Origin of the sequence: Phaeodactylibacter sp., from assembly GCF_040219495.1 — a bacterium.
In the GTDB taxonomy this organism is placed as follows: domain Bacteria; phylum Bacteroidota; class Bacteroidia; order Chitinophagales; family Saprospiraceae; genus Phaeodactylibacter.
This window is the reverse complement of the sequence record NZ_JAVJSK010000134.1, coordinates 65968-87518: the sequence shown is the minus strand read 5'-3', so window position 1 is coordinate 87518 and position 21551 is coordinate 65968. Positions and strand designations below refer to the sequence as shown.

Genomic DNA, 21551 nt, shown 5'->3' with positions numbered 1-21551 from the left:
GACATTAATCCGACATAAACGGGCCTTGATATAATTTTTGTGGCGATTTGGAGCAAGCTGCCTATTATTGTTGCCGAACCCGATTCAAGCAACAGCGTACACACTGGCCTGAAAAGCCAGAAAAGCAGCACTTGACTACTGCAAAACCCAAATCGTATGACAACCAGAAAAATCGCCCTGACGCTAGCCCTCTGCGCTTTAACCAGCTGGATGGTACAAGCCCAAACCCAACCCTGGTCACTGGAAAAATGCATTGAATATGCCCGGCAAAACAACCTGAACCTCCGGCAGGCTCAGTACGACATCCGTACCGCTGAGCTTGGCGTACAGGAAAACCAGTACAGCCGGCTGCCAGGCCTGAGTGCAGGCGCACGCGCCGGTTATCAGTTTGGCCGGACGATTGACCCCACTACCAACAGCTTTAACAACGAGCGCATCGGCTTCAACAGCTTCTCGCTGGATGCCAACGTCACCCTTTACTCAGGCGGCTTCATTAATAACTCTATCCGCCAAGGCCAGCTCAATACCCGGGCTGCAAAACTGGATGCCGACGCAACTTCCAATAATATTGCACTGGATATTGCCGCCGCTTACCTCAACATTCTGCTGTCGGAGGAACAACTGACTAATGCGAAGCAAAACCTCAAGTTGACAGAGGATCAGCTCAGCCAAACCGACAAATTGATCCGTGCAGGCTCGGTGCCCGCCAACGACCGCCTGGACCTGCTCTCCCAGATTGCCCAAAATGACCGCGCCATCATTGAAGCAGAGAATGCCGTCAACATCGGCTACCTCAATCTGAAGCAGTTGATGCAGCTCGGCCCGCAGGAGGACCTAAAAATCGTCCGTCCGGAATTTATCGACCTCCCGGCAAATGCCAATCCGCAGGCCGTTGGGCTCGAAGAAGTGTACACTGCAGCCCTGCAAACCCAGCCTCAGATTCAGGCCGCCGACCTACGCATTGAATCCGCACAGCTTTCCGAAGAAATTGCCAAGTCCGGCTTTTTGCCTACACTGACCCTTTTTGCCAGTTTGAATTCCAACTTTTCCTCTGCTTTCCGGTCTCCAATTTTTGAAACCCGGCGCGTACCACAAACCGTATTCATCGACGGCAGCCCGGTAACGATCGAATTCGAGTCTGAAGTCCCCGTCGATAATGAGCAAATTGCCTATACGGATCAAATCGACCAAAACTTCGGACAAGTCGTTGGGGTCAACCTCAACGTGCCCATCTACAGCCGTCATACCAACCGTATCAATCAAGAGCGTGCCCGGCTGAGCAAGCTGAACGCTGAAGTAGGCCGTACACAGCAGCGGCAGCTCCTGGAGGCGGATGTGCAAAGAGCCCTTGCAGATACCCGGGCCTCCTTCAACAGTTACAAAGCCGCACAGCGGTCGGTGGAGGCCGCAGAAACGGCTTTCGAAAATGCCCAAAAGCGGTTCGACCTTGGCGCAATCAACACGCTGGAGTTCGCCACTGCCAGAAATACCCTGGACCAGGCACGAATTGAACTCATACGCTCCAAATATCAGTACCTGTTCAACCTGAAAACCATTGATTTTTATATGGGCAAGGCACTGGAATTAGATTAACCGTTTTACTTTGTAACAGCGGCACCTGTGCCAGCTGCTCAATCACCAACTTTAGCCATATATCATGTCAAAGACAAAGACAAAGAAACGCAGCAATACTCTTATTTTCGCCCTGCTTGGCCTTATCGTCATTTTGGTCGCTTTCCTGATTTGGCGCAACCAATCCAAGCCAAAGGGTGAAAAAATCATTACGGAGCTCGCAGAAAAGCGGACTATCACTGAGGAGGTCTCCGCAAGTGGCAAAGTATTCCCTCAAACAGAAGTGAAGATTAGCTCTGATGTTTCCGGAGAGATCGTAGACCTGCTGATCGAAGAAGGCGACTCGGTTGTTTCCGGACAACTCCTGGCACGCATCGACCCCGATGCGTTTGAATCACAGGTAGAGCGGGGCGCAGCAAGTGTGAATAGCGCCAAAGCGCAATTAGCCAATACCCGTTCTCAAATTGAGCAGTTTAAAGCCCAAAAAGAACAGATCGAAGCGCAGCTGATCAACGCCCGGGAAATCCACGAGCGCAATGAACCGCTGTTCCAGGAGGGGGTCATCTCGGAAGCCGATTTCCAACAGTCCCTTTCCAACTTGCGTGCGCTGGAAGCCAACCTGCGGTCTGCCAGTGCAAATGTCAAAGCAGCCGAGCAAAGTGCGCAGGCCGCCGCCTATACGGTGCAAAGCTCCGAGGCAAGCCTGAAAGAGCTCAAAACCAGCCTTCGCCGAACGGAGATTTTTGCCCCGATGAGTGGCATTATTTCCCGCCTCGATGTAGAGGAAGGAGAGCGCGTGGTGGGGACCATCCAAATGGCTGGTACCGAAATGATGAGTATCGCCAATCTGAATGCTATGGAAGTCCGGGTAGAAGTCAGTGAGAATGACATCCCAAGAGTAACCGTTGGCGATGAGGTAGCCATTGAAGTGGATGCTTATATCGACCGGGTATTCAAAGGTAAGGTGACGCAAATTGCCAATTCTGCCACCAACGCCACAGCCGCAGCATCACTGACAAGCGATCAGGTCACCAATTTTGAGGTGCGCATCAATATCGATCCGGTTTCCTATAATGACCTCATCACCCCGGCCAAGCCCTACCCTTTCCGCCCCGGTATGTCTGCGAGTGTCGACATCAAAACGGAGGTCGCGAAGGGCGTCTTGTCCATACCTATTCAGGCGGTGACCACGCGGGAGAAAAAAGACAGCAAAAAGCCAGAGCCAAAAGCTGCTTCTCTGGAAGAAGAAGAACAAGACCTGATGGAGGTTGTCTTCCTGGTCAAAGGCGATACAGCACACATGCAAAAAGTCAAAACCGGCATACAGGATGATACCTACATTGAAGTAGTAGATGGACTGAGCGAGGGCGATGAGGTCGTGACCGGCCCCTACGCCGCCGTTGCAAGAAAGTTGAAATCCGGGGAGGACGTTCAGGTCGTAGATGAAGACGAACTCTACAAACGAGACGATGACTAAAAAAGCCAGGCGGGCACTTATCATTTTCGTCCGCAATCCGGAAAAGGGAAAAGTCAAAACACGATTAGCAAAAACACTGGGCGAGGATAAAGCGCTGGCCATTTACGAGGCGCTCCTCGCCAAAACCCGGACCGTAGCCGAAGGCGTTGATGCCCTTCGGCTACTGTTTTACAGTGTACGGGTGCGCGAAGACGACCGCTGGCCTGGGAGTAAGTTCAAAAAATTACAGCAACAGGGTGCTGACCTGGGCGAGCGGATGGAACAGGCCTTCGAAGTGGCGCTGCAACAAGCGGAATCCGCCATAATCGTCGGCAGCGATATTGCCCAAATTGACACCACCATCATCGAGGAAGCTTTTGAGACGCTCCGGCACCATGATTATGTCCTCGGCCCAGCTGTAGACGGCGGTTACTACCTACTGGGCATGAAAAAGACCAGCCCCTACTTATTCCGGGACATGACCTGGAGTACCGGTGAAGTCGGCCAAATCACACAAGACCGGATCCACGCCCAGGGAGGCTCACTGGGCTTTGCCCCTGCTCTTTCGGATATTGACTACGCTGAAGATTGGGAAAAGTTTGGGTGGGAGGTTTAGAGCGGGTCGAAGCAACAAAAAAGGGAAGCAAAATGCTTCCCTATAGTTTGTAGCCCGTACGGGATTCGAACCCGTGCTACCAGGATGAAAACCTGGCGTCCTAACCCCTAGACGAACGGGCCAAGAAAAATAACATGTCTTTTCCACAGTAGAAAACAGTATAAAATGGTAGCCCGTACGGGATTCGAACCCGTGCTACCAGGATGAAAACCTGGCGTCCTAACCCCTAGACGAACGGGCCATTTTCTTACTGCGGGATGCAAAAGTAACATTTGCTCAGAAAACTGAAAATCTTTCCTCATTTCTTTTTGTAAAGAATGGGTCAAAGAGCTTTAGATTTCAAGCTGCCCGGCACCTTTTTGCCAGAGCGATGCAAAGATAGTGGGTTTCCTGAATTTCCAAAAGTATCAGGAAAAAAATATTACTTAAATCTTGGTCAGGCCGTTAGCTGAACCCCACAAACTGGCAAGAGCAGTAACTTTGTCACCCTGATTTTAGTTCAATGTCCTGATAAAAAGAGCGGTGAATCAACTATGTTCTGGTGATTATTGTTATTTTTACACTAAGTGCCTCATAAGCTGCTTTTATGCCAAATATCATTGAAAACAGCTTGCTAAAGCCCCTAAATTTGTGTATTGTATAGATTTAGGCCACGTTGAGCGTTTCCTTTTAGAACGTATATAGGTCCAAAGGGGAAATTCCCAACAAGCTCTTAGTGAATTTTATACTTTTGAACGATCAGCGGAGGCTTTCCTCCGTCCCGGACCAAATCATTAACATCATTAAATCGCGAAAAAACCATGGCAAAAAAAGTTGCTATTAATGGCTTCGGCCGAATCGGACGTCTTACATTCCGCAACCTCCTCCACACAGAAGGCATCGAAGTTGTTGCCATAAATGACCTGACGGACAACCAAACGCTTGCCCACCTGCTCAAGTACGACTCTGCCCAGGGTCCATTTGAAGGCACCGTAGAAGCCAACGATGACGGATTTATCGTCAACGGTAAGCATATCCACTCCTACGCGATCCGCAACCCGGAAGAACTACCATGGGCAGACCTTGGTGTAGATCTGGTACTGGAATGTACGGGTATCTTCCGCTCCAAAGAAAAAGCAGGCTTGCACCTCAAAGCAGGCGCTAAGGATGTCATTATCTCTGCCCCCGCCAAAGGCAGCGATGTACAAACCATCGTACTGGGTGTCAACGACGACGAACTGGACCGCCGTGCCAATGTGTTCTCCAACGCATCCTGTACAACAAACTGCCTGGCACCTGTTGCGAAAATCATCCACGAAAACTGGGGTATTCAGGTTGGTTCTATGACAACGACCCACGCTTACACCGCTGACCAGAACATTCAGGATGCACCGCACAGCGACCTGCGCCGTGCCCGCGCTGCGGCCTTCAACATCGTGCCGACCAGCACAGGTGCAGCATCAGCTACCGGAAAGGTCATCCCTGAGTTGAAAGGCAAACTTTCTGCAATCGCACTGCGTGTGCCCGTCATTACCGGCTCAATGGTTGAGCTCAATGTAATGCTGGACAAGGAAGTAACCGTTGAAGCAGTCAACGCTAAGTTTAAGGAAATGGCAGAGGGCAAACTGAAAGGCGTACTGCAATACAGCACTGACCCCCTCGTTTCCAGTGATATCGTGCGCAACCCACACTCTTCTATCTTCGACAGCCTCATGACCGACGTCAACGGCAAACTGCTGAAGGTCGTGAGCTGGTACGACAACGAAGCAGGCTACTCTGCACGCCTCGCCGACCTGACAAAGATGATCCTCAATAAGTAAGGATACACTGAGAGCATGTTTGGAGCTCGTTACTATTGCAAATCAACGCTTTATGAACCCCGCAGAAATGCGGGGCAAGCTCTGGCTTCCTCAATAAATTTTCATTTAGCCCGCTAAACTCAAATTTAGTGACTTTGCCAGAACCATAAATCCTTGATTTTCATAACGAAACCGCTCCAGACAAGCTCTGATGATAAAGACATGACCGGAGCCTGCTGCTCCGGTCTCTTTGTTTTAGCCTAAATTCCAACCCTATGCAACTCGATTTCAAGGGCAAAAAAGCACTCGTAAGGGTAGATTTCAATGTGCCCCTCGATAAAGATTTCAAGATTACGGATGATACCCGTATCCGGGCGGCTTTGCCTACCATCAAACATATTCTTGACGGAGGCGGCGCAGCTATTCTGATGTCCCACCTCGGCCGCCCAACCAAGAAACTCAAAGAAGACGGCAGCATTGACCGCGAAAAATTCACCCTTAACCACCTCACCAGCCACCTGGCTGAACTGACCGGTGCTAAGGTTCACTTCTGCGATGAAACGGTAGGCGCCAAGGCCAAATCCATGGCTGCTGACCTGCCGATGGGCGAAATCCTCATCCTGGAGAATACCCGCTTCAACCCGGGGGAACAAAAAGGAGATGAATCTTTTGCTAAAGGCCTGGCAGAATTGGCAGACCTCTATGTGAACGATGCTTTCGGTACCGCACACCGTGCACATGCCTCCACAACTACCGTGGCACAGTATTTTGATAAAGGCGCCAAGTCTTTCGGTTACCTCATGCAGGCCGAAATCAAAAACGCTGACAAAGTCCTCAACAGCCCTGAGCGCCCCCTCACTGCCATTATCGGCGGGGCAAAGGTGTCTGATAAAATCCTGCTTCTGGAGCGCCTGATCGACTTCGTCGACAACTTGATTATTGGCGGTGGTATGGCCTACACTTTCGTGAAAGCCCAAGGTGGAAAAGTGGGCAACTCACTCGTAGAAGAAGACCGCCTGCCATTGGCTCTGGAGCTCATCGAAAAGGCAAAATCCAAGGGTGTGACCATCTACCTTCCGGAAGACAGTATCATCGCGGACAGCTTTGCAAATGAAGCCGCTCATAAAACGGCAAGCAGTAATGAAGTGCCTGATGGCTGGATGGGCCTCGACGTCGGCCCCGCTGCCCGGGCTCAGTTTTCAGAGGCGATTGCCCATTCTAAAACCTTATTATGGAACGGCCCGATGGGGGTATTCGAAATGCCCAACTTCGCCAACGGCACCAAAGCTATCGCTGAGGCCGTTGCTAAAGCTACGCAGGGCGGTGCTTTCTCCCTGGTAGGCGGTGGCGACTCCGTTGCCGCAGTGAACCAAATGGGACTTGCTGATAAAGTCAGCTACGTTTCTACCGGCGGGGGTGCCATGCTGGAGTTCCTCGAAGGCAAAGAACTGCCAGGCATCAAAGCCATGAAGGCCTAATCAACCGTAGAGCAGGGGGGGGTATAAAACCTCCCCTACTCTACTCCCTCTTTCTGTAAAATACCCTATCTTTACATCACACCACAGATAGCGACTACTCTAACTTAATTCTTCCCCTCCGTACTTTGCTGTTAAAATTATCCTAAACTGTACCTTGCCGATATGAAGAATCCTGTAAGATGGGCTCTTCTGTAAAGTAGGTTGCGGGTTATTGTGCCCGATCAGGCAACAGTATTTGCCCTTTTTATCATTTTTGCTAGAGAAATAAATCCCCTCGGTATGAAGCGTTTCGTTTTACCAACCCTGTTTGTGCTCCTGTGCCAATGGTTAAATGCACAGATAACCGTTGAGTTGACCGTTGAAAATGCCACGGTTACGACGACCTGTGATGATATTTTTTCAGGTCCCGACCCGCTCTGGCAGGTAGAAGTAGAAAATCAGGGCATCGCCATTTACCCGGCGCAGGGCCCTTGCTACACGGCACTCCCCAACGTTCAATACGCTGAAGATTTCAGTTGCCCGAACGACCTTCCGCCAACCATAGAGGTATGCTTTACCGTTTTTGAGAATGACCCGCTCCTGCCAATTGGGTGTTTTGTAGACCGCTCGTGCGAAGAGCAGATTTGTGCAGATATCACCCTGCCGGCAATTGATGAGACCGCCCCCTACACCCTTTCTCTTCCAAATGGCGGCAGTAGTGGTGGCACCCTGGAGTATTCCGTTTCCGTTACCGGTAATGGCAATTACAACGACCTGCCCTGCCAGGCTATTCCGCTGGGCACCCTGACAAGGGGGGACACCTTGGGCGATGCCACAATTGGGCAATACGACAACCTCTGCGCCAACAATCAAAATGAGCCTAACCCTGCTGACGATGGGGGATTTTCCAACTCTAACGGTGTTTGGTTTGAGTTTACGACGGGCCCAAACATTGGTAGCGTAGCTTGGATCGAAGCGCTGGGCGACCCCGAAAACACAGGTGACGCCTTTGATGTCGAAGTGGCCCTCTACCGTTCCGACAATGACACCTGCACCGGCAACCTGGAACTCGTGAGCTGGTCAGCACCCAATGACAACCGGGATGTCTATATGCGGGTCAGTTGCCCGGAGCCGGACACCCGGTATTACATTTTGGTAGACGGGGCGTTTACGGACCCCGGCGATGAAGAGGGCGTATTTGGGCTGCGCCTGATCAGCACAGATGTTGACGATGCCCCAAACGAACGCTGCGACGCCCTCAACCTCGGTGCCGTCCCCCCGGGAGATACCATTAGTACCAACGCCTTTTACGGCAACTACTGCGCCGACAGCAATAACGACCCCTTCAGCCCGAATTTTGTGGTCCAAAACTCTGTTTGGTTCTCTTTTGAAGCCCCGCCATCCGGCAACGTCTGGATAGAAGCTTTTTCCAACCGGGTGGTAGACTCTATCGGTATACAACTCAGCCTTTACCGGGCTTTCTCCACCTGCAGTGGTTTCTTTCAGCACCTGGAAAGTGCCTATGACCCCGCCGATGAAGACGAGTCCCTCAATTTCAGCTGCCTGGTAGGCGGAGCAACCTACTACGTCCTCATTGATGGCGATGGCGCTAATGGCACAGGGATGTTTTCCCTCGACATCTACGATGCCGGGGATATCACGCCCGTTACCGAAATCGATACCACGATTTGCGCCGGCGATAGCTTTGAAGTCGGCAGCTCCACCTATACAGAGGCGGGCACCTATGCAGATACGATTATCCTGTTTCTGGGCTGCGACAGCATCATCAATACAACACTAACCGTCCTTGAGCCGGTTTCAGTAAATATTGAGCAGGTACAACCCGCTATTGGAGAAGGTAATGCCAACGGGCAAGCCATCGCAACACCCACCGGTGGCAACGGTGGCTATACCATTGAATGGTGCGATGGTACTACCGGTCCTTCCAACAACAACCTCGTTGGTGGCGCAGAATGCTGCGTAACAGTGACCGACGATTTCGGGTGCGTTGGCGACACCTGCTTTACAATGGATTTCCTGACGGGCATCGTCCCCGTGGGGCAAGCTGATTCGGTAGCTTGCAATGGCGGCAATACCGGAAGCATCACGTTTTCAGCTATGGGCGGCCTTCCACCCTATGACTACAGCTGGGAAAAAACTGACCTGACACTTTCCGGTACCGGTGTACTCAACGAGGACAATGAACCGGCCGAGCTCCCCAACCTCACAGCAGGCACCTATGCCATCAGTATTACGGACAATTTTTTTGATACCACCTTCACGGTCCTCGTTGAAGAACCGGCTGCCCTTGAGCTGACTGTCACCGATCAGAGCAGTACCAGCTGCTTTGGTTTTTGTGATGGCACCCTTAGCGTGGCTGCATCCGGAGGCACCCCTCCCTATCAGTTTAGTTGGGGGAATGGTGCAGACACCTCCGCACTGATTGACCTTTGCGCCGGGGTATATCCACTCCTCCTTACTGATGCCAATGGGTGCGAGCGGTCTATTGACTATGAAGTGGAACAGCCAGCAGAGTTCATTGCAACGATAGAGGTGGGCCAGGAGGTCTCCTGTTTTGGTGGCAGCGATGGGCAATTGTCAGTCAGCACGAACGGGCAGCCGGTTACCTACAATTGGAGCACAGGGAGCACAACTGACACCCTTTCCAACCGACCGACCGGCTTGTATGCCATCACGGTAACGAATGCAGATGGGTGCCAGGATACTACCGAGGCACTGCTGCCACAGCCTGATGCGCCCCTTGTAGCCACAATCGCCCTTGCGGAACCGGTCACTTGCTTTGGATTCACCGATGGGGCACTGGACGCGGTGCCCGTTGGCCCGGGCAATACGTTCACCTATGCCTGGTCCGATGGCAGTACCCAAGCCACCAACCGCGGCCTGGGAGCGGGGCAATACAGCCTTACTTTAACGAATGAGCGCGGCTGCCTGGATACCACCACATTCCTCCTCCCCGAACCCGTGGCACTAGACTTTGAAGTCTCCACTACTGATATCACCTGCGTAAGCGGTGAAAATGGGGGACGGCTCCGTATCGATACCGTGACTGGTGGCACCCCTCCCTTCGAGTACTCTATTGATGGAGTCATGTTTGGCAACAGCCCCAGCTTCTCCGGCCTGTTTGCCGGCAGTTACAGTTTAATTGTTCAGGATTCCTTTGGTTGTGAAACAGAACGCACGCAGGCGGTAGCCCCCGCTCCGGTGCTGGTGGTGAATGCCGGGCGGGACACCACGATAAACCTTGGCGATACTCTGACCTTAACGGGTACTGCGACGCCTGGCTCCCCTGTTTTCACCTGGATTGCAGCAGACAGCAGTCAGTTCCAATTTGCCGGGCAGTCCGTCAACGTCAGCCCCCAACGGTCGACCACTTACCTGCTGCGGGTATCCGACACACTGAGCCTATGCACCGCACAGGATGTCATCAACGTGAAAGTGGAACGGACGCGCCGGGTATTTATCCCTACCGCGTTTAGCCCGAACGGGGACGGCCGAAACGACGAGTTTTTCATCCACGGCGACAAAGCCCTGGTTAATATTCCGGTGATGCGGATTTTCAGCCGTACAGGCAGTATGGTCTTCGAGCGCAAAGACCTCCTGCCGAATAACAATATGATGGGTTGGGACGGTACCTTCAGGGGAGAAACGCTGAACCCCGGCATCTTTGTTTACTATGCCGAAATCACTTTTTCGGATGGTGCCACAGAGGTCTACTCCGGCGATGTGATGCTGATGCGGTAAGAAATTATGGCACTGTCTGCGTCAGAAGATAATAGGGTGAGGTGGCATAAAATTTTGCCATCCAATCGGCGTTATGTATTGTTATATTCGCTGCAATAAATAACAAAAATCCCAATACGAAGCAATGAGAATCTGGATTGCCCTGTTATCGGTCTTCTGCTTACTGCCCCTGGCACAGCTCGATGCTCAACGGGTCGACCGCTATCAGCGGCGGCTGGAAGAAGCACGGCGTGAAAACTGGCCACCGGAGCGGAGTTATTCCCGCATAAGCCTGGGGTATGCCTTACAACGTATTTTCAAAAAGCACTGCGAATATTGCGGGTTCACATCGCCCAAAAACGGACGGCGGGACTATGTCCCTCAGGACATCAGCAAGTTCCTCGGCCGTCGAACCCTTCGTACAGATGTGGAAACAGCAGACATCCGTGGAGGTGGGCTGCTGTATTATATCTTCCAGAAAGAAGACATTGAGCGGTCATTTGAGGAAGTCGACTTCAGCCCCAACCGGGTCTTTACGCTGAGCAGCATGGAAAATCAGTTTGTCGTCAACCCCGATGAGAACTTTGACTCCTACTTCATGCATAAGACTTGCAGTGGTTACCTGCGTGCTGCACTGGAGGCAGGCGTACAGCCCCCATACGCTTCATTTCAGGCCGCTCTGGAAACCGACCATCAGCGGGAGTCTTCCGTCATTGCCCTATCAGGCTCTTTCGTTTCGCCTATGCAGTTTGTGCTGGAGGCTAATGACTACCGCACCACTGAAGCCATGCTCAAGCTTTGGCGTTTTTACCAGGAGAACCCCGAATTCATCGGTAATGCCTACTATCTGCGGGAGTTTGAGGGCGTGATGCTCAAGCACCTGACCTCAGCTGAAGAAAATTACCGGGTAGAAATGGAAGGCGGGCTCAACCTCACCGGACCTCTGCCTGCTAGACTTAGCACCAGCCTTGGTTTTGGTAAACTTGGTAACGCCACTTTCTCGGGTACCGACTGGGAAACCATCATTTACACTGAATTTGACTACATCCGGGATAAGTGGAAAATGTTCAGCCCGTTGCCTACACCTGATGACATACAAGCCTACCTCGAAAGCATCAATCCGGTCTTCCAAAAAGCACAGGACCTGCCCCTGATGATCGAGGGTATAGAGCACAAGCACTTCCTGATTGTGGAGGGCATACCGGAGTACATGACCCGCAACTTCTGGACCCTCGAGCAGGTACAGTCCGGCTTGTACGATGGCCAGCCTACGATAGACGCCGAGCCTTACTTTGATACTGAAGGCCAGACGAGCGGCTGCCGGTTTACCATTACCGGGCGCCCTCTGTCCGATAACTTTGACGGCCCCATTGATCAGCGGCCGAGCAAGCTGAGTGCCTGCTACCGCATCCGGAGCAAAGAACCGGTGAACGGGCAGTACCTTTATTTCGATATCAATGAAGAAATACAGACCAGCTCCCACCCTATCGCCAACGTAGCGGATGGCCGCTTCGACCTCACCAAAAAGGACGGCTGGGAGTTTGCCTTCCAGTGGAAATTCTCTATCGATATCGAAGACCACTACAATCCGGTCAACTTTGATGCTACGCCCTACATCGGTAACCTTATTGTCCGCCGTAGTGATAAGGCCCTGAACGTGCGCATTGTAGATGTAGAGCCCGATGCCAATCGCAAGCGCTTCTATGTCACCCTGGAAACACAGAACACCTACCCTTTGGAGCGTATCGACAACTCCGCTATGCAGAATTACAACCTGGCGCTGGACGTTCACCTGGAAAGCGCTCGCACCGCAGTCACCAGCGTACGCCCCATTAAAGGTATTCTACGCTTCCCCGCTATCCGGGAAATCGTGCCTGAGCCTGCTCCGGAAACAGTAGAAGCACAGCAACCACAACAACTACCGCCGGGCGAAGCGGCCGGGCAGCCCCCCGCTGCTCCTATGAAAAGGAAGGAAATAAACACCTCCCCATCAACCACGCCCCCCAATCAGGAAGCTGGCAGTGGACAGCAATTGGAGAAATTCAGCCCGGACGAGCAGTAGCGCTAAATCTTAATCCGCAGCCCCAGATAAAACCGGCGGGGCTCAGCGGGGATAATACCCGGGCCGGGGTAACCTGTAGCCCGGCGGGTAAAGTAGCTCGCATCTGCCAGGTTATTGACGCCAGCTTGTACCCGGTAGCGCTTCCAGGCATAACTTGCAGATACATCCATGACGGTATAAGTTGGGATAACGCCCCGGGTGGCATTCGCTACGAAGCGGGCATTCGTGGCATCAGAAAAATGCTCCTGAACATAGGAAAGCAGGTAGCTGCAGGAAAAGCCCCCACGCCGGATCGTCACCCCCGTTTTCAGGCTAACCGGTGGAATGAGCTCCACATCGTTACCGGTAAACTGCCGTTGCCCACTGATGTAAGTGCCTTGCAGGTAGCTGAAATTGACAAAGGCCAGTACAGACCAGGGGCTATCCTGATCTACGAAGAGCTTCCAAAAGTCCGCTTCAGCAAAAGCCTCCAGCCCAAGGATTCGGGCATCGCCAATATTGGTCCGAAATGCAACGAGGCGTTCAATCACGATAGGATCGGGTATGCTGATTTCCGACAGACCGATACGGTCGTTGTAGCGCAGGTAAAACCCCGAAACATCAAAGCGGAGCCTCCCGCTCAGGGCATCCCCTCTTATCCCGATGTCGGCATTATAGCCGCGCTCATCAGTCAGTAGGGAGTCCACTACAAGGTTGGGGTTGACCACGGCGAGGTCACTGAAATTGATCGCGCGGTAGTTCTGAGAGTAGTTGGCGTACAACTCGATGCCAGGCTTAAGTTGATAGCCCACCCCCAGCCCCATCAGCACTAATGAACGCTCATTCACCCGCTCATCTTCCAGGCGGCGTTCAAAGATGACTTCCCCACCCGAAAAGACCCGCTCTTTATAGTAACCATCGGATGCAGTACGGATGTATTCAAACCGGGCACCCGGCGTTACGCTCAGGCGGGGTGTGATATTGAATAGGTTTTCGGCAAAGACCGACACATTGCGGCTGGGAAATTCATAATTGGACTGCTCAAGATCTTCCGGGTTGAGGAAACGAAAATCGGGCCCCTCATCTGCGGAGGCATCGCCCTGCCGGTTCTCTGTAAAACCACGGTACACTCTTGCTCCAAGCAAAAAAGTACTCAATTGGTCATTCACTTTATACTGATGCAGCAGCCGGGCTTCTGATCCAAAATTCTGATACTTCCCGGAAATCAGGTCGCGCTCCCGCAGAGGGTCCGGGCGGTTGATGGGGCCAAGCTCACCCAGCGCATCCCGTTGAGCCATAAGCAGAAAGCTGCGCCAGTTGATGCGGGTGCGGCTCGAGAGGCGGTAGTCCAGTGTCAGAGCAGCCAGGTTCCAGTCCACCTTAAACCAGTTCCGGGCTCGTTTGGACTGCTGCGGGTCTTGTTGAAACTCAAAATCAGCCAGTCCGCCCGGCTGCTGTGCCAGATAGTTCATGTGGGTGTATTCCAATCCGAGCTCCAGCCGTTTAGTGGGTTTCCACTGCAAGTTGCCAAAGGCCGTGTGCTGTTCATAACCCGAATTGGGCCGCCAGCCATCGCCTCGTTTGTATTGGTAGAAAGCGTAATAATTCAAATCGCCCACTGTGCCCCCGACACTATTGAACGTATTGAACTGCCCGAAGGAGCCGTAGGTGTTCTCGGTGGTGAACTCAAAAGGCCGATCACGGGGGCCTTCCTTAAAAACAAAGTTGAGCAGCCCCCCAAACTGAGTGCCGTACTGTAGGGACGCCGCCCCCCTCACTACCTCTATGCGCTGCAAGGCTTGTGCCGGCGGGGTATAATAGCTCTCGGGGTAGCCCAGCGCATCTGCACTGATGTCGTACCCATTCTGACGGGTATTGAAGTTGGAAGTACGGTTGGGGTCCAGCCCGCGGGCACCAATCGCCAGTTGCAGCCCGGCACCATCATTCTCCCAGATGTTGAGCCCTGGTACACTTTTGTATATCTCCCGGGCATTGTTAGCAGCCAGGTTTCCCATCGCCTTGTCCAATTCGATGAGCTCGCTCTTTTTAGCCGCATAGATGGCTGCCCCCTCCACATTTCTAAGGCGCGACATGCTGTAAATGCCACGGGAAGCCTGTACCTCCACCGACTCCATATCAATACTCAGCTCTTCCAGCGACAGTTCAAGTGCGGCCACCGGCTGTTCCGGGCTCAGGGTTACTTCTTTGACCATAGTAGTAAAGCCCGGCATGAAAACCGTAATACTGTACGGCCCGGGTGCGGCAGCTTCCAGCTCAAAAGTGCCATCGTGTGCCGTTTCAACTACGGCGCCCGTCTCTGCCAGGAAAAGTGTAGCCCTATCCACCGGCAGTGCTTCGTCTTTGGTAACCACGATGCCAACGATGCTGTATTCCTGAGCAAAGGCCAACATCGGGGCTATCGATAAGAACAGTGCAGTAATCAGTATACGTTGCATAAAGTAGGTTATTGCTGAGCAATCTTTTCCTCGTCTTCAAAGGGCAAAATCCAGGATTTAGGCCACAAGTTGTCTTCTACTGCTGCCAGGTTTACATCCGGGGCAATCAGTCGGCGGCTGGAACGGCCATTGAGCGCTACGAAGCCGTCCACGGTCACTTCCGGGTTGGCAATGCCATAATCTTGCTGATAGACCTTCGCCAGGTGATGCGCATACTGCAGGATCAGGTCTGGCTGAATGGCCATCTGCTTTTCCTGATAGGGCGTCAGGTAGTCAGTGTTATCGACCTCCGACTGCCTCCCGGTCTGTGGGTCCCTTACGGTGAACGTTGCCTGCCCTGCTTTTTCTACCAGCATCACCCGCCAGGCAAAGCGGTAGCCTTCCTCTGTCCAGAGCACGTTGCCGGGGTAGCAAAGAAAGCGCAAGGGCAGCAACAGTTGCAATGCGAAATACCCCAAAAGCCCCGCACGGAGTAATGACACCTGTGCTTTCGGGAAAACAAGCTTTTTGCCTGTAGCCCCGCTGCCGTAACCTAATTTTCTCAACCACCGTTCGTGTGCTGAAGCTGGAAAAAAAATAAGCGTATTGAATATCATAATAAATGGGAACAAGCCAATATTGAACAGCAGCCTGGTCAGCAAATGAAAGGCAATGACCGCTACGTAGGCCAAAGGGCGGGTACGGCGGTTGAGCAGTAAAAACGGGATACTGAGGTCATATAAAGCGCCCGACCAGCTGAAAGCGTAGGCTGCCCAGGATTGTGTAAACAAGTGCCCCAGGACGGGCCAGTCGGCTTTGGGCGGCAGCCACACCGCCAGGGGCATCGCCCGGAGTAGCCAATCGGCATTCAACTTAGCAAAACCGGCGAAAATATAGACGATGCCCACCTGAAGCATAATCACATACAGGCACCAGGCCGGCACTGTTTCCACCCGAAGCGAGGGCTTGCGCCAAACATCAAGTGAGAAACGCCGGTGAGCGGGCAAAAAGATGAGCAGAAGCCCCAATAAACAGACCAGGTAGTAATGATTGAGGTAGTTGGTCACGTCAATTAGCTCTGTATAGGTGAAGCTCAGCCAGAAGACCAGAGCAGACCAGCGGTAAAACAGGCCCAGCATAATGCCCAGCGCACTGAGCCCTACGATGCCGTAAGCCCAGTACATGCCGGATACGCTGAGCGGGGCCACCCATTCGAAACCATAAAACTTGAAAAAGAAATCCGGCTCCCCGTACAGGCGCTCAATCCACCCGCTCGCCATAAACCGGAATGCCCCGGCTGCCATCAATCCGCCAAAAAGGATGCGAAAAGTGACAAGCGGGGCAATACGCCGGGGCTCGGTAAGCCCATCTCGATATGCTTGAACGTTAATCGGAATCACTAGGATTATCGATGTAGGTGATCGCAACACACAAAACCGAAGGCATATCGGTTTTGAGGTTCACAATTTGTCTGGCTATCTCATTGTAGGCGGTGACCGCAAGGTCGTTGTTCTCGTCAACGGCTGTACGCAGAGGTGCAGGTACGGCAGCGAGGGCTGCTTTAGCCACATCAAACTGCTGCTGAATGCGGGTATTCAGGCTCTCGCCCTCCTTAGTCGCATTGACGGCTTCCAGGTAGTCATCCAAGCCAGGGCCATTCTGCCCATCCCGCCCGACACCCAGGTAGAACTGCTCTGCAGCAAGTAAAGCACGTTGCGCCAGTGCCAGCGACAGGCCCGAATAAGGAGCCTCCACTTTATCCGGATTGGTGAAGCCCAGGGTCACTACGCCCGAAGGGATACCTAATTTATCCCGCTTGATCATTTCGTAATGCTCATTGAGCCCATTGATGATTTGACTCAGAGAAGCTCCCGCCGCAGTGCCCGTGGTTACCAGGAATTGGTCACGGTAGCCGTTTTTCCAGGCATCGTGCACCCTCTTGACCGACTCCGCCATAAAAGCGGTCTGTGCCGTTAGAAATTCTGCGTAAGCGGCCTCTTCAAACTGCGCCACAATCGCGCCATCGGTTCTGTCTCCCAACCCATAGAGCAAATAATCCAGTGCAGGGAAGCCTTTATCAAAGGTATTCGGGTTAGCAAAATCGTACGCCCCACCTACAATCCTGGATTCCAGGGCATTGATGTTCAGCGGAAAGTTATTAAGGGTAGCCCGCAGTGCAACCTCTTCGGCCGGACCGAATTCATATTGGGCGGCGTCCTGCCAGTTGAGGTAAGCAGCCTGAAAAGCAGTCCGCACCTCGTCCAGAGTCTCCGGGGATGGTGCTTGTGCAAAGTCAGAGGCTGCGGTTTGCAGATTTTGCGTACTGAGCTCCAGTGCGGCATAACCCGGCAGTATTAGTGCGTCAACCACATGCTGAAACAGCGCCTGCTGATCAAAATCGCTCTCACAGGGGCTCTGCGTACCGCCCATATTGCTATCGCAACCCGAAAACAGCAGAACGGAAGCGGTCAGTACAAAAGTGAAAACTGGCTTTAGCAATTGCATAAATTCTAATTTTTAGAAACTATCTTTTGACTCCATCAGGCCGAGTGCGTCTGCCAGCTTGAGCTTGGCAGCCTCCAGGCGCTGCGGCGTAGTATTGTACAGGTCCATTTGTGTGAAGTCGCTGCTGCCGGCAATATCCTCCAGCACGGCAGTTACTTCAGCATTGGTCATCCGCTTTTCCGGGCTAAACTGAATGGCGTAGGTAAACGCAATCGCCTCAGAAAGGGCATGCGCACGAATGGCCATGTCATCAAAGCTTTCTACTGCAGTATTCAGATAGCTTATCGCCGTAGCACCGGTAACAGTTTCCCAGGTTTGGCGGATTTCCGAAATGGCTTCATCCCGTGCCTTAAGGTCATCATTGCTGATCCCCGCCCGGCCCTTGATAAAGGCGTCCATCATATCTTGGTTGCAGTTCAGGATGGGGTCGCGGCGGTCAGAATATACCCCCCAGAATGCAATACCATCTTTGTTGAGTGGGAAGTCAACAGGTACACCATAGTAACCAAAGGCTTCATCCCAGTGGTGCTCCATTGCAGTGCCTTCGCCAGGCACAACGTCCTCATTGTCTACATTCATCCGGTCATCTCCGAAGTAGACCGTCAGGGACTGATAGTAGAAACAGGCGCCCATAAGCCCTTTCTCGATGAGCTGAGCCAACTCTACCCCTTTCTCATTGAGGAGGTATTGTTTGGTACCATCAGTGCTGACGGACACACCGGCCTGGCCTTCAGCAGCGGGGACCGTAGAAGTGCTATTGTCCGCGATGGCTTCCATCATGGCCTCAAATACCGCTTGTTCCTGCTCAAAAGTCTTGCTTTTCAGCTGTTTAGAGGCGTCATACTCCAGCGTCCAGTTTGCATTATCTGTATCATTGGCATACATGGCCTTAAGCCGGTCAGCAGTCAGCACAGTACCAGGAGTGTTGGCAGACCCGAGGTAGTTTTTCATTTCCAGCAACATCTGCAGGCGCTGCAGCTGCCCGTCGTAGCTTACATTTTCAAAATTGTAAGTGTCTGGGACTGTATAGGCATTTTCGTCTTCTGTATCACAACTCCAGAAAAGGGTGGTCAGCGCGAGGGCAAGACCTAGTAGCTTATAGTTTTGCATCCGAATTCATTTAAATGGATTAAATCTAAATAAACACAGTTGCAAAAATAGAAGCCCCTTTCCGGGCTTACAATACCCAAATTGGGGCAATGCGCTGCTGAAACTACCTACTGTTAGGTAGTGAACTGTAAGCTGAATGTTAAATCTTCAGACTAATCAGATGATACCGAAGTACCTGGCAATTTCAGGCTGGTCCGAATTGGTTGGGCCTATTTCATGCTTGGAGCCCTTGGTTGTCCCGAGCTCCTGCGTTTACTTACTTCCGGGACAATCCACTAGTGGGCAACCATCAGGCTGCTCACTTTTCGAACGGCCTGCCCATTGACGGGCTTGCTATTCAGGACCACTGCATAGTGGCCGGATGCCCAGGTCGAGACATCCGCCGCTGCCTGATGGGCGCCCGCAGCATAGCGGCCGGACAATAGCGTAGCAATCAGTTGTCCGTTGCTATGGTAAACCTGAAGGGTAATATCTGCCGGCACACCCAGTTCAAAAGGCACAGTCACCGTTGATGATGCCGGATTGGGAAAAGCCTGCAACAGCTGTAATGAGCTGGCCAGTGGTTCCTGCGTAGAGACCAGCTCCCGAAGGTCTGTTTCGTAAACGCCTAGCCCGTGGGTAGCTACCCGCAGCTTGCGACCGGCAGCGATGCTTAAGTGCATGGCCATTGTAGCATCAGCGATGCCATCCGAATACCACTCCCAGGTCTGCCCGTAGTCAAAAGAAGCATATACCCCAAGGTCATTCCCAACGTACAGGTCAGAAGGCTGCTCCGGGTCAACCACAATAGAGTTGGCCGGGATATCCGGTAAGCCTTCGCTAATGGAAGCCCAGGTCAGCCCGCCATTCTCAGATTTAAAGGCGTGATCCGTACCAAAGCCGGAACACACTGCGTATACCGTACCGGGAGTGGAAGGGTCGAATGTAATTTCCATAAACACGCGGTCGGGCAAACCTCCAACCGGGCCCCAGGAAGCGCCGCCGTCTGTGCTGCGCAATACCTTGGCCGTGCCGCCCTGTAAAGGCGCTGTAGCGACCAGCAACAATCCCGGATCATAAGGCGCTGCCGCTATTGTAAGGATAGGGTTTCCGAATTCGCTGTCGACCAGCCCTGTGGAGGTAGCAGACCAGGAGGTCCCAAAGTTATTGCTACGGTGGAGACGCTGAGCACCGGCGTAGATCGTTGCCGGGTCCTGAGGCGATAGGATAAAGGGGCCGTTAAAGTTGGTGACTTCAGTGCCCAGGCTGCTGATCGGCAAGGGCGAAAAGTCCAGCCCGCCATTCAATGACTGCCGGATATTCAGCCGTTGAAAAGAGCCGTACACCCGGCTGTTATCAATGGGGTCGATAGCCGTGCACATGCCGTCCCCACCTATGACCCTGTACCAGGAGTCGTCTCCCAGATAAACAGCTGTGGCATTATCCTGCAGCCCACCGATAGCCAGGTCAGGATTGGTAAGGCTACTGGAAAATTTGGCATAAAACTGCTGGGTTTGGTAGCCCCCGTTGCGGCCCGACCAGGACTCGCCGTTATCGTCGGATACAAAGACGCCACCATCGGTTGCGACAAAGACGGTGTTGTTGTCGAAAGGCGAATAGTAGGCAGCGTGGATATCCGCATGCACATAATCGGAAGGGCCTTCCGGGCCACCCACCGGCGTCTGTCCGAAGAACCAATTGAACCAATACCCCTTTTGTTCCACGGTTAGCCCGCCATTCGTTGATTTAAAGAGGTCTACCCCTGTGTAGATAATGGTATTGGGATCATCAGGTTTGATGGCAACATCATGGGAATACCAGCCCTGGAACCGGGCAATATCATCGGTATTGACCAGGTCCCAACTGTCCCCACCGTTTTCGGACTTGTACAACCCGCGGCTTTCGAAAGCATCCGCCAGGGAGATGTAGATGAGGTCAGGGTTAGAGGGGCTAATACTCAGCATAGCCTTGCCGGAGTAATCATTAGGCAGGCCTGAAAGCGGCTGGAAGCTGCCCCCGCCGTCCGTAGAGCGGAAGATACCCGCCTGTGGGCTTTCGTAACCTCCGTAGGTGGCAAATAAAATACTGGTATCAGCAGGATGGAGCTCAAGGTCCATGCCCATAGGGAAGTCATGTACAAGCGCCCAACTTTGCCCCGCATCTGTGGAACGGTAAGTCCCCTGGGTTGTTGTAGCCCAAATGGTGTTGGTATTTTCAGGATTGATGATCACATCCCAAACGCCGCGCATTTCTTCATAAGACCAATCCAGGGATTTCACCCAGGTTTGTCCTCCATCGGTGGTTTTCAGGATGCCCATGCCGTATGAACCGCGGGTGAGGCGGTTGGAGACACCGGGCATGGCTACCGTATAATTGTAGACTTCCCCTGTACCGATGTACATCTCTTCCGGGTCCTCAGGATTGATAGCGATACTGCTAACGCCCAGCACCGGATGCCCCAAAGGGATGCGCTCCCAGGCCTCTGCCCCGGCTCCGGCAGTAGTCGATTTCCAAAGCCCGCCGCTAGCTGAGCCGGCGTAGATGATACCAGCATTATCTGGGTGAAAAGCCAGGCAGAGCGTACGCCCGCCAAAGTTTTTAGGCCCCAGCGCCTCCCACTCTGCCGCATTATCGCGAAAACCGATAACCGCATGCTGCGCTTCATGGGCGACAGACAGATTGGCCATGTGGATTTCACCGTCCGGGTAAGACCGGACGCGGGCCCACTCTTCCATGGCCAGAGCGGCACCGCTTTCTTTTTCTTCGTAAGCTGTTGATTGTTCTTGCGGTGTGCAGGCACCGATGGCTATTACAAGGGGCAGAAGTAACCCCAGAACCGTATAAGTGTTGCTCATTTTTGA

12 protein-coding genes and 2 tRNA genes are annotated in these 21551 nt (G+C 52.8%); 7 read left to right on the top strand and 7 right to left on the bottom strand.

Annotation, left to right across the window (positions count from 1 at the left end):
* The first annotated feature begins 156 nt into the window (after nt 1-156).
* From RIC19_RS21540 to RIC19_RS21530, 3 genes are all read left to right on the top strand, one after another.
* On the top strand, nt 157-1593 hold the full coding sequence (locus tag RIC19_RS21540) for a TolC family protein (protein ID WP_350180440.1): 1437 nt from the start codon (nt 157-159) through the stop codon (nt 1591-1593).
* Nucleotides 1594-1657: 64 nt separating this feature from the next.
* Complete coding sequence (locus RIC19_RS21535; protein ID WP_350180439.1) at nt 1658-3049, top strand: efflux RND transporter periplasmic adaptor subunit; 1392 nt, start codon at nt 1658-1660, stop codon at nt 3047-3049.
* Entirely contained in the window at nt 3042-3644 is a 603-nt protein-coding gene (locus tag RIC19_RS21530; protein ID WP_350180438.1) for a TIGR04282 family arsenosugar biosynthesis glycosyltransferase, read from the top strand. Before RIC19_RS21535 ends, RIC19_RS21530 begins: the two co-directional genes overlap by 8 nt.
* Before the next feature lie 50 nt (nt 3645-3694).
* Here the strand turns inward: RIC19_RS21530 and RIC19_RS21525 are convergent.
* Together RIC19_RS21525 and RIC19_RS21520 are read right to left on the bottom strand one after the other, a co-directional pair.
* Nucleotides 3695-3766 (bottom strand) — tRNA-Glu (locus RIC19_RS21525).
* Nucleotides 3767-3810: 44 nt separating this feature from the next.
* Nucleotides 3811-3885: transfer RNA gene (locus RIC19_RS21520), tRNA-Glu, on the bottom strand.
* A 559-nt stretch (nt 3886-4444) separates the two neighbouring features.
* Between RIC19_RS21520 and gap the strand changes: the two genes are divergently transcribed.
* The 4 genes from gap to RIC19_RS21500 all read left to right on the top strand — a co-directional run bounded on the left by gap (nt 4445) and on the right by RIC19_RS21500 (nt 12682).
* Nucleotides 4445-5443 (top strand): type I glyceraldehyde-3-phosphate dehydrogenase, encoded by a 999-nt coding sequence (gene gap, locus RIC19_RS21515; protein ID WP_350180437.1) that lies wholly within the window; start codon nt 4445-4447, stop codon nt 5441-5443.
* A gap of 254 nt (nt 5444-5697) precedes the next feature.
* Nucleotides 5698-6900: a phosphoglycerate kinase gene (locus RIC19_RS21510; RefSeq protein WP_350180436.1), complete on the top strand. Its 1203-nt coding sequence runs from the start codon at nt 5698-5700 to the stop codon at nt 6898-6900.
* Between the two features lie 279 nt (nt 6901-7179).
* Nucleotides 7180-10641: a T9SS type B sorting domain-containing protein gene (locus tag RIC19_RS21505; RefSeq protein WP_350180435.1), complete on the top strand. Its 3462-nt coding sequence runs from the start codon at nt 7180-7182 to the stop codon at nt 10639-10641.
* A 124-nt stretch (nt 10642-10765) separates the two neighbouring features.
* Nucleotides 10766-12682: a hypothetical protein gene (locus RIC19_RS21500; RefSeq protein WP_350180434.1), complete on the top strand. Its 1917-nt coding sequence runs from the start codon at nt 10766-10768 to the stop codon at nt 12680-12682.
* Between the two features lie 2 nt (nt 12683-12684).
* Here RIC19_RS21500 and RIC19_RS21495 read toward each other — a convergent pair whose 3' ends face one another.
* The 5 genes from RIC19_RS21495 to RIC19_RS21475 form a co-directional block, all read right to left on the bottom strand.
* Nucleotides 12685-15117, bottom strand: a complete 2433-nt coding sequence (locus tag RIC19_RS21495; protein ID WP_350180433.1) for a TonB-dependent receptor domain-containing protein — start codon at nt 15115-15117, stop codon at nt 12685-12687.
* A gap of 8 nt (nt 15118-15125) precedes the next feature.
* Nucleotides 15126-16496: an HTTM domain-containing protein gene (locus tag RIC19_RS21490; protein ID WP_350180432.1), complete on the bottom strand. Its 1371-nt coding sequence runs from the start codon at nt 16494-16496 to the stop codon at nt 15126-15128.
* A complete protein-coding gene (locus tag RIC19_RS21485; RefSeq protein ID WP_350180431.1) occupies nt 16483-17601 on the bottom strand; it encodes an imelysin family protein in 1119 nt (372 codons plus the stop codon). The genes RIC19_RS21490 and RIC19_RS21485 overlap by 14 nt, the downstream gene beginning before the upstream one ends.
* A gap of 12 nt (nt 17602-17613) precedes the next feature.
* Nucleotides 17614-18711: a DUF4856 domain-containing protein gene (locus RIC19_RS21480; RefSeq protein ID WP_350180430.1), complete on the bottom strand. Its 1098-nt coding sequence runs from the start codon at nt 18709-18711 to the stop codon at nt 17614-17616.
* A 275-nt stretch (nt 18712-18986) separates the two neighbouring features.
* Nucleotides 18987-21545, bottom strand: a complete 2559-nt coding sequence (locus tag RIC19_RS21475; protein ID WP_350180429.1) for a T9SS type A sorting domain-containing protein — start codon at nt 21543-21545, stop codon at nt 18987-18989.
* Nucleotides 21546-21551: the final 6 nt, after the last annotated feature.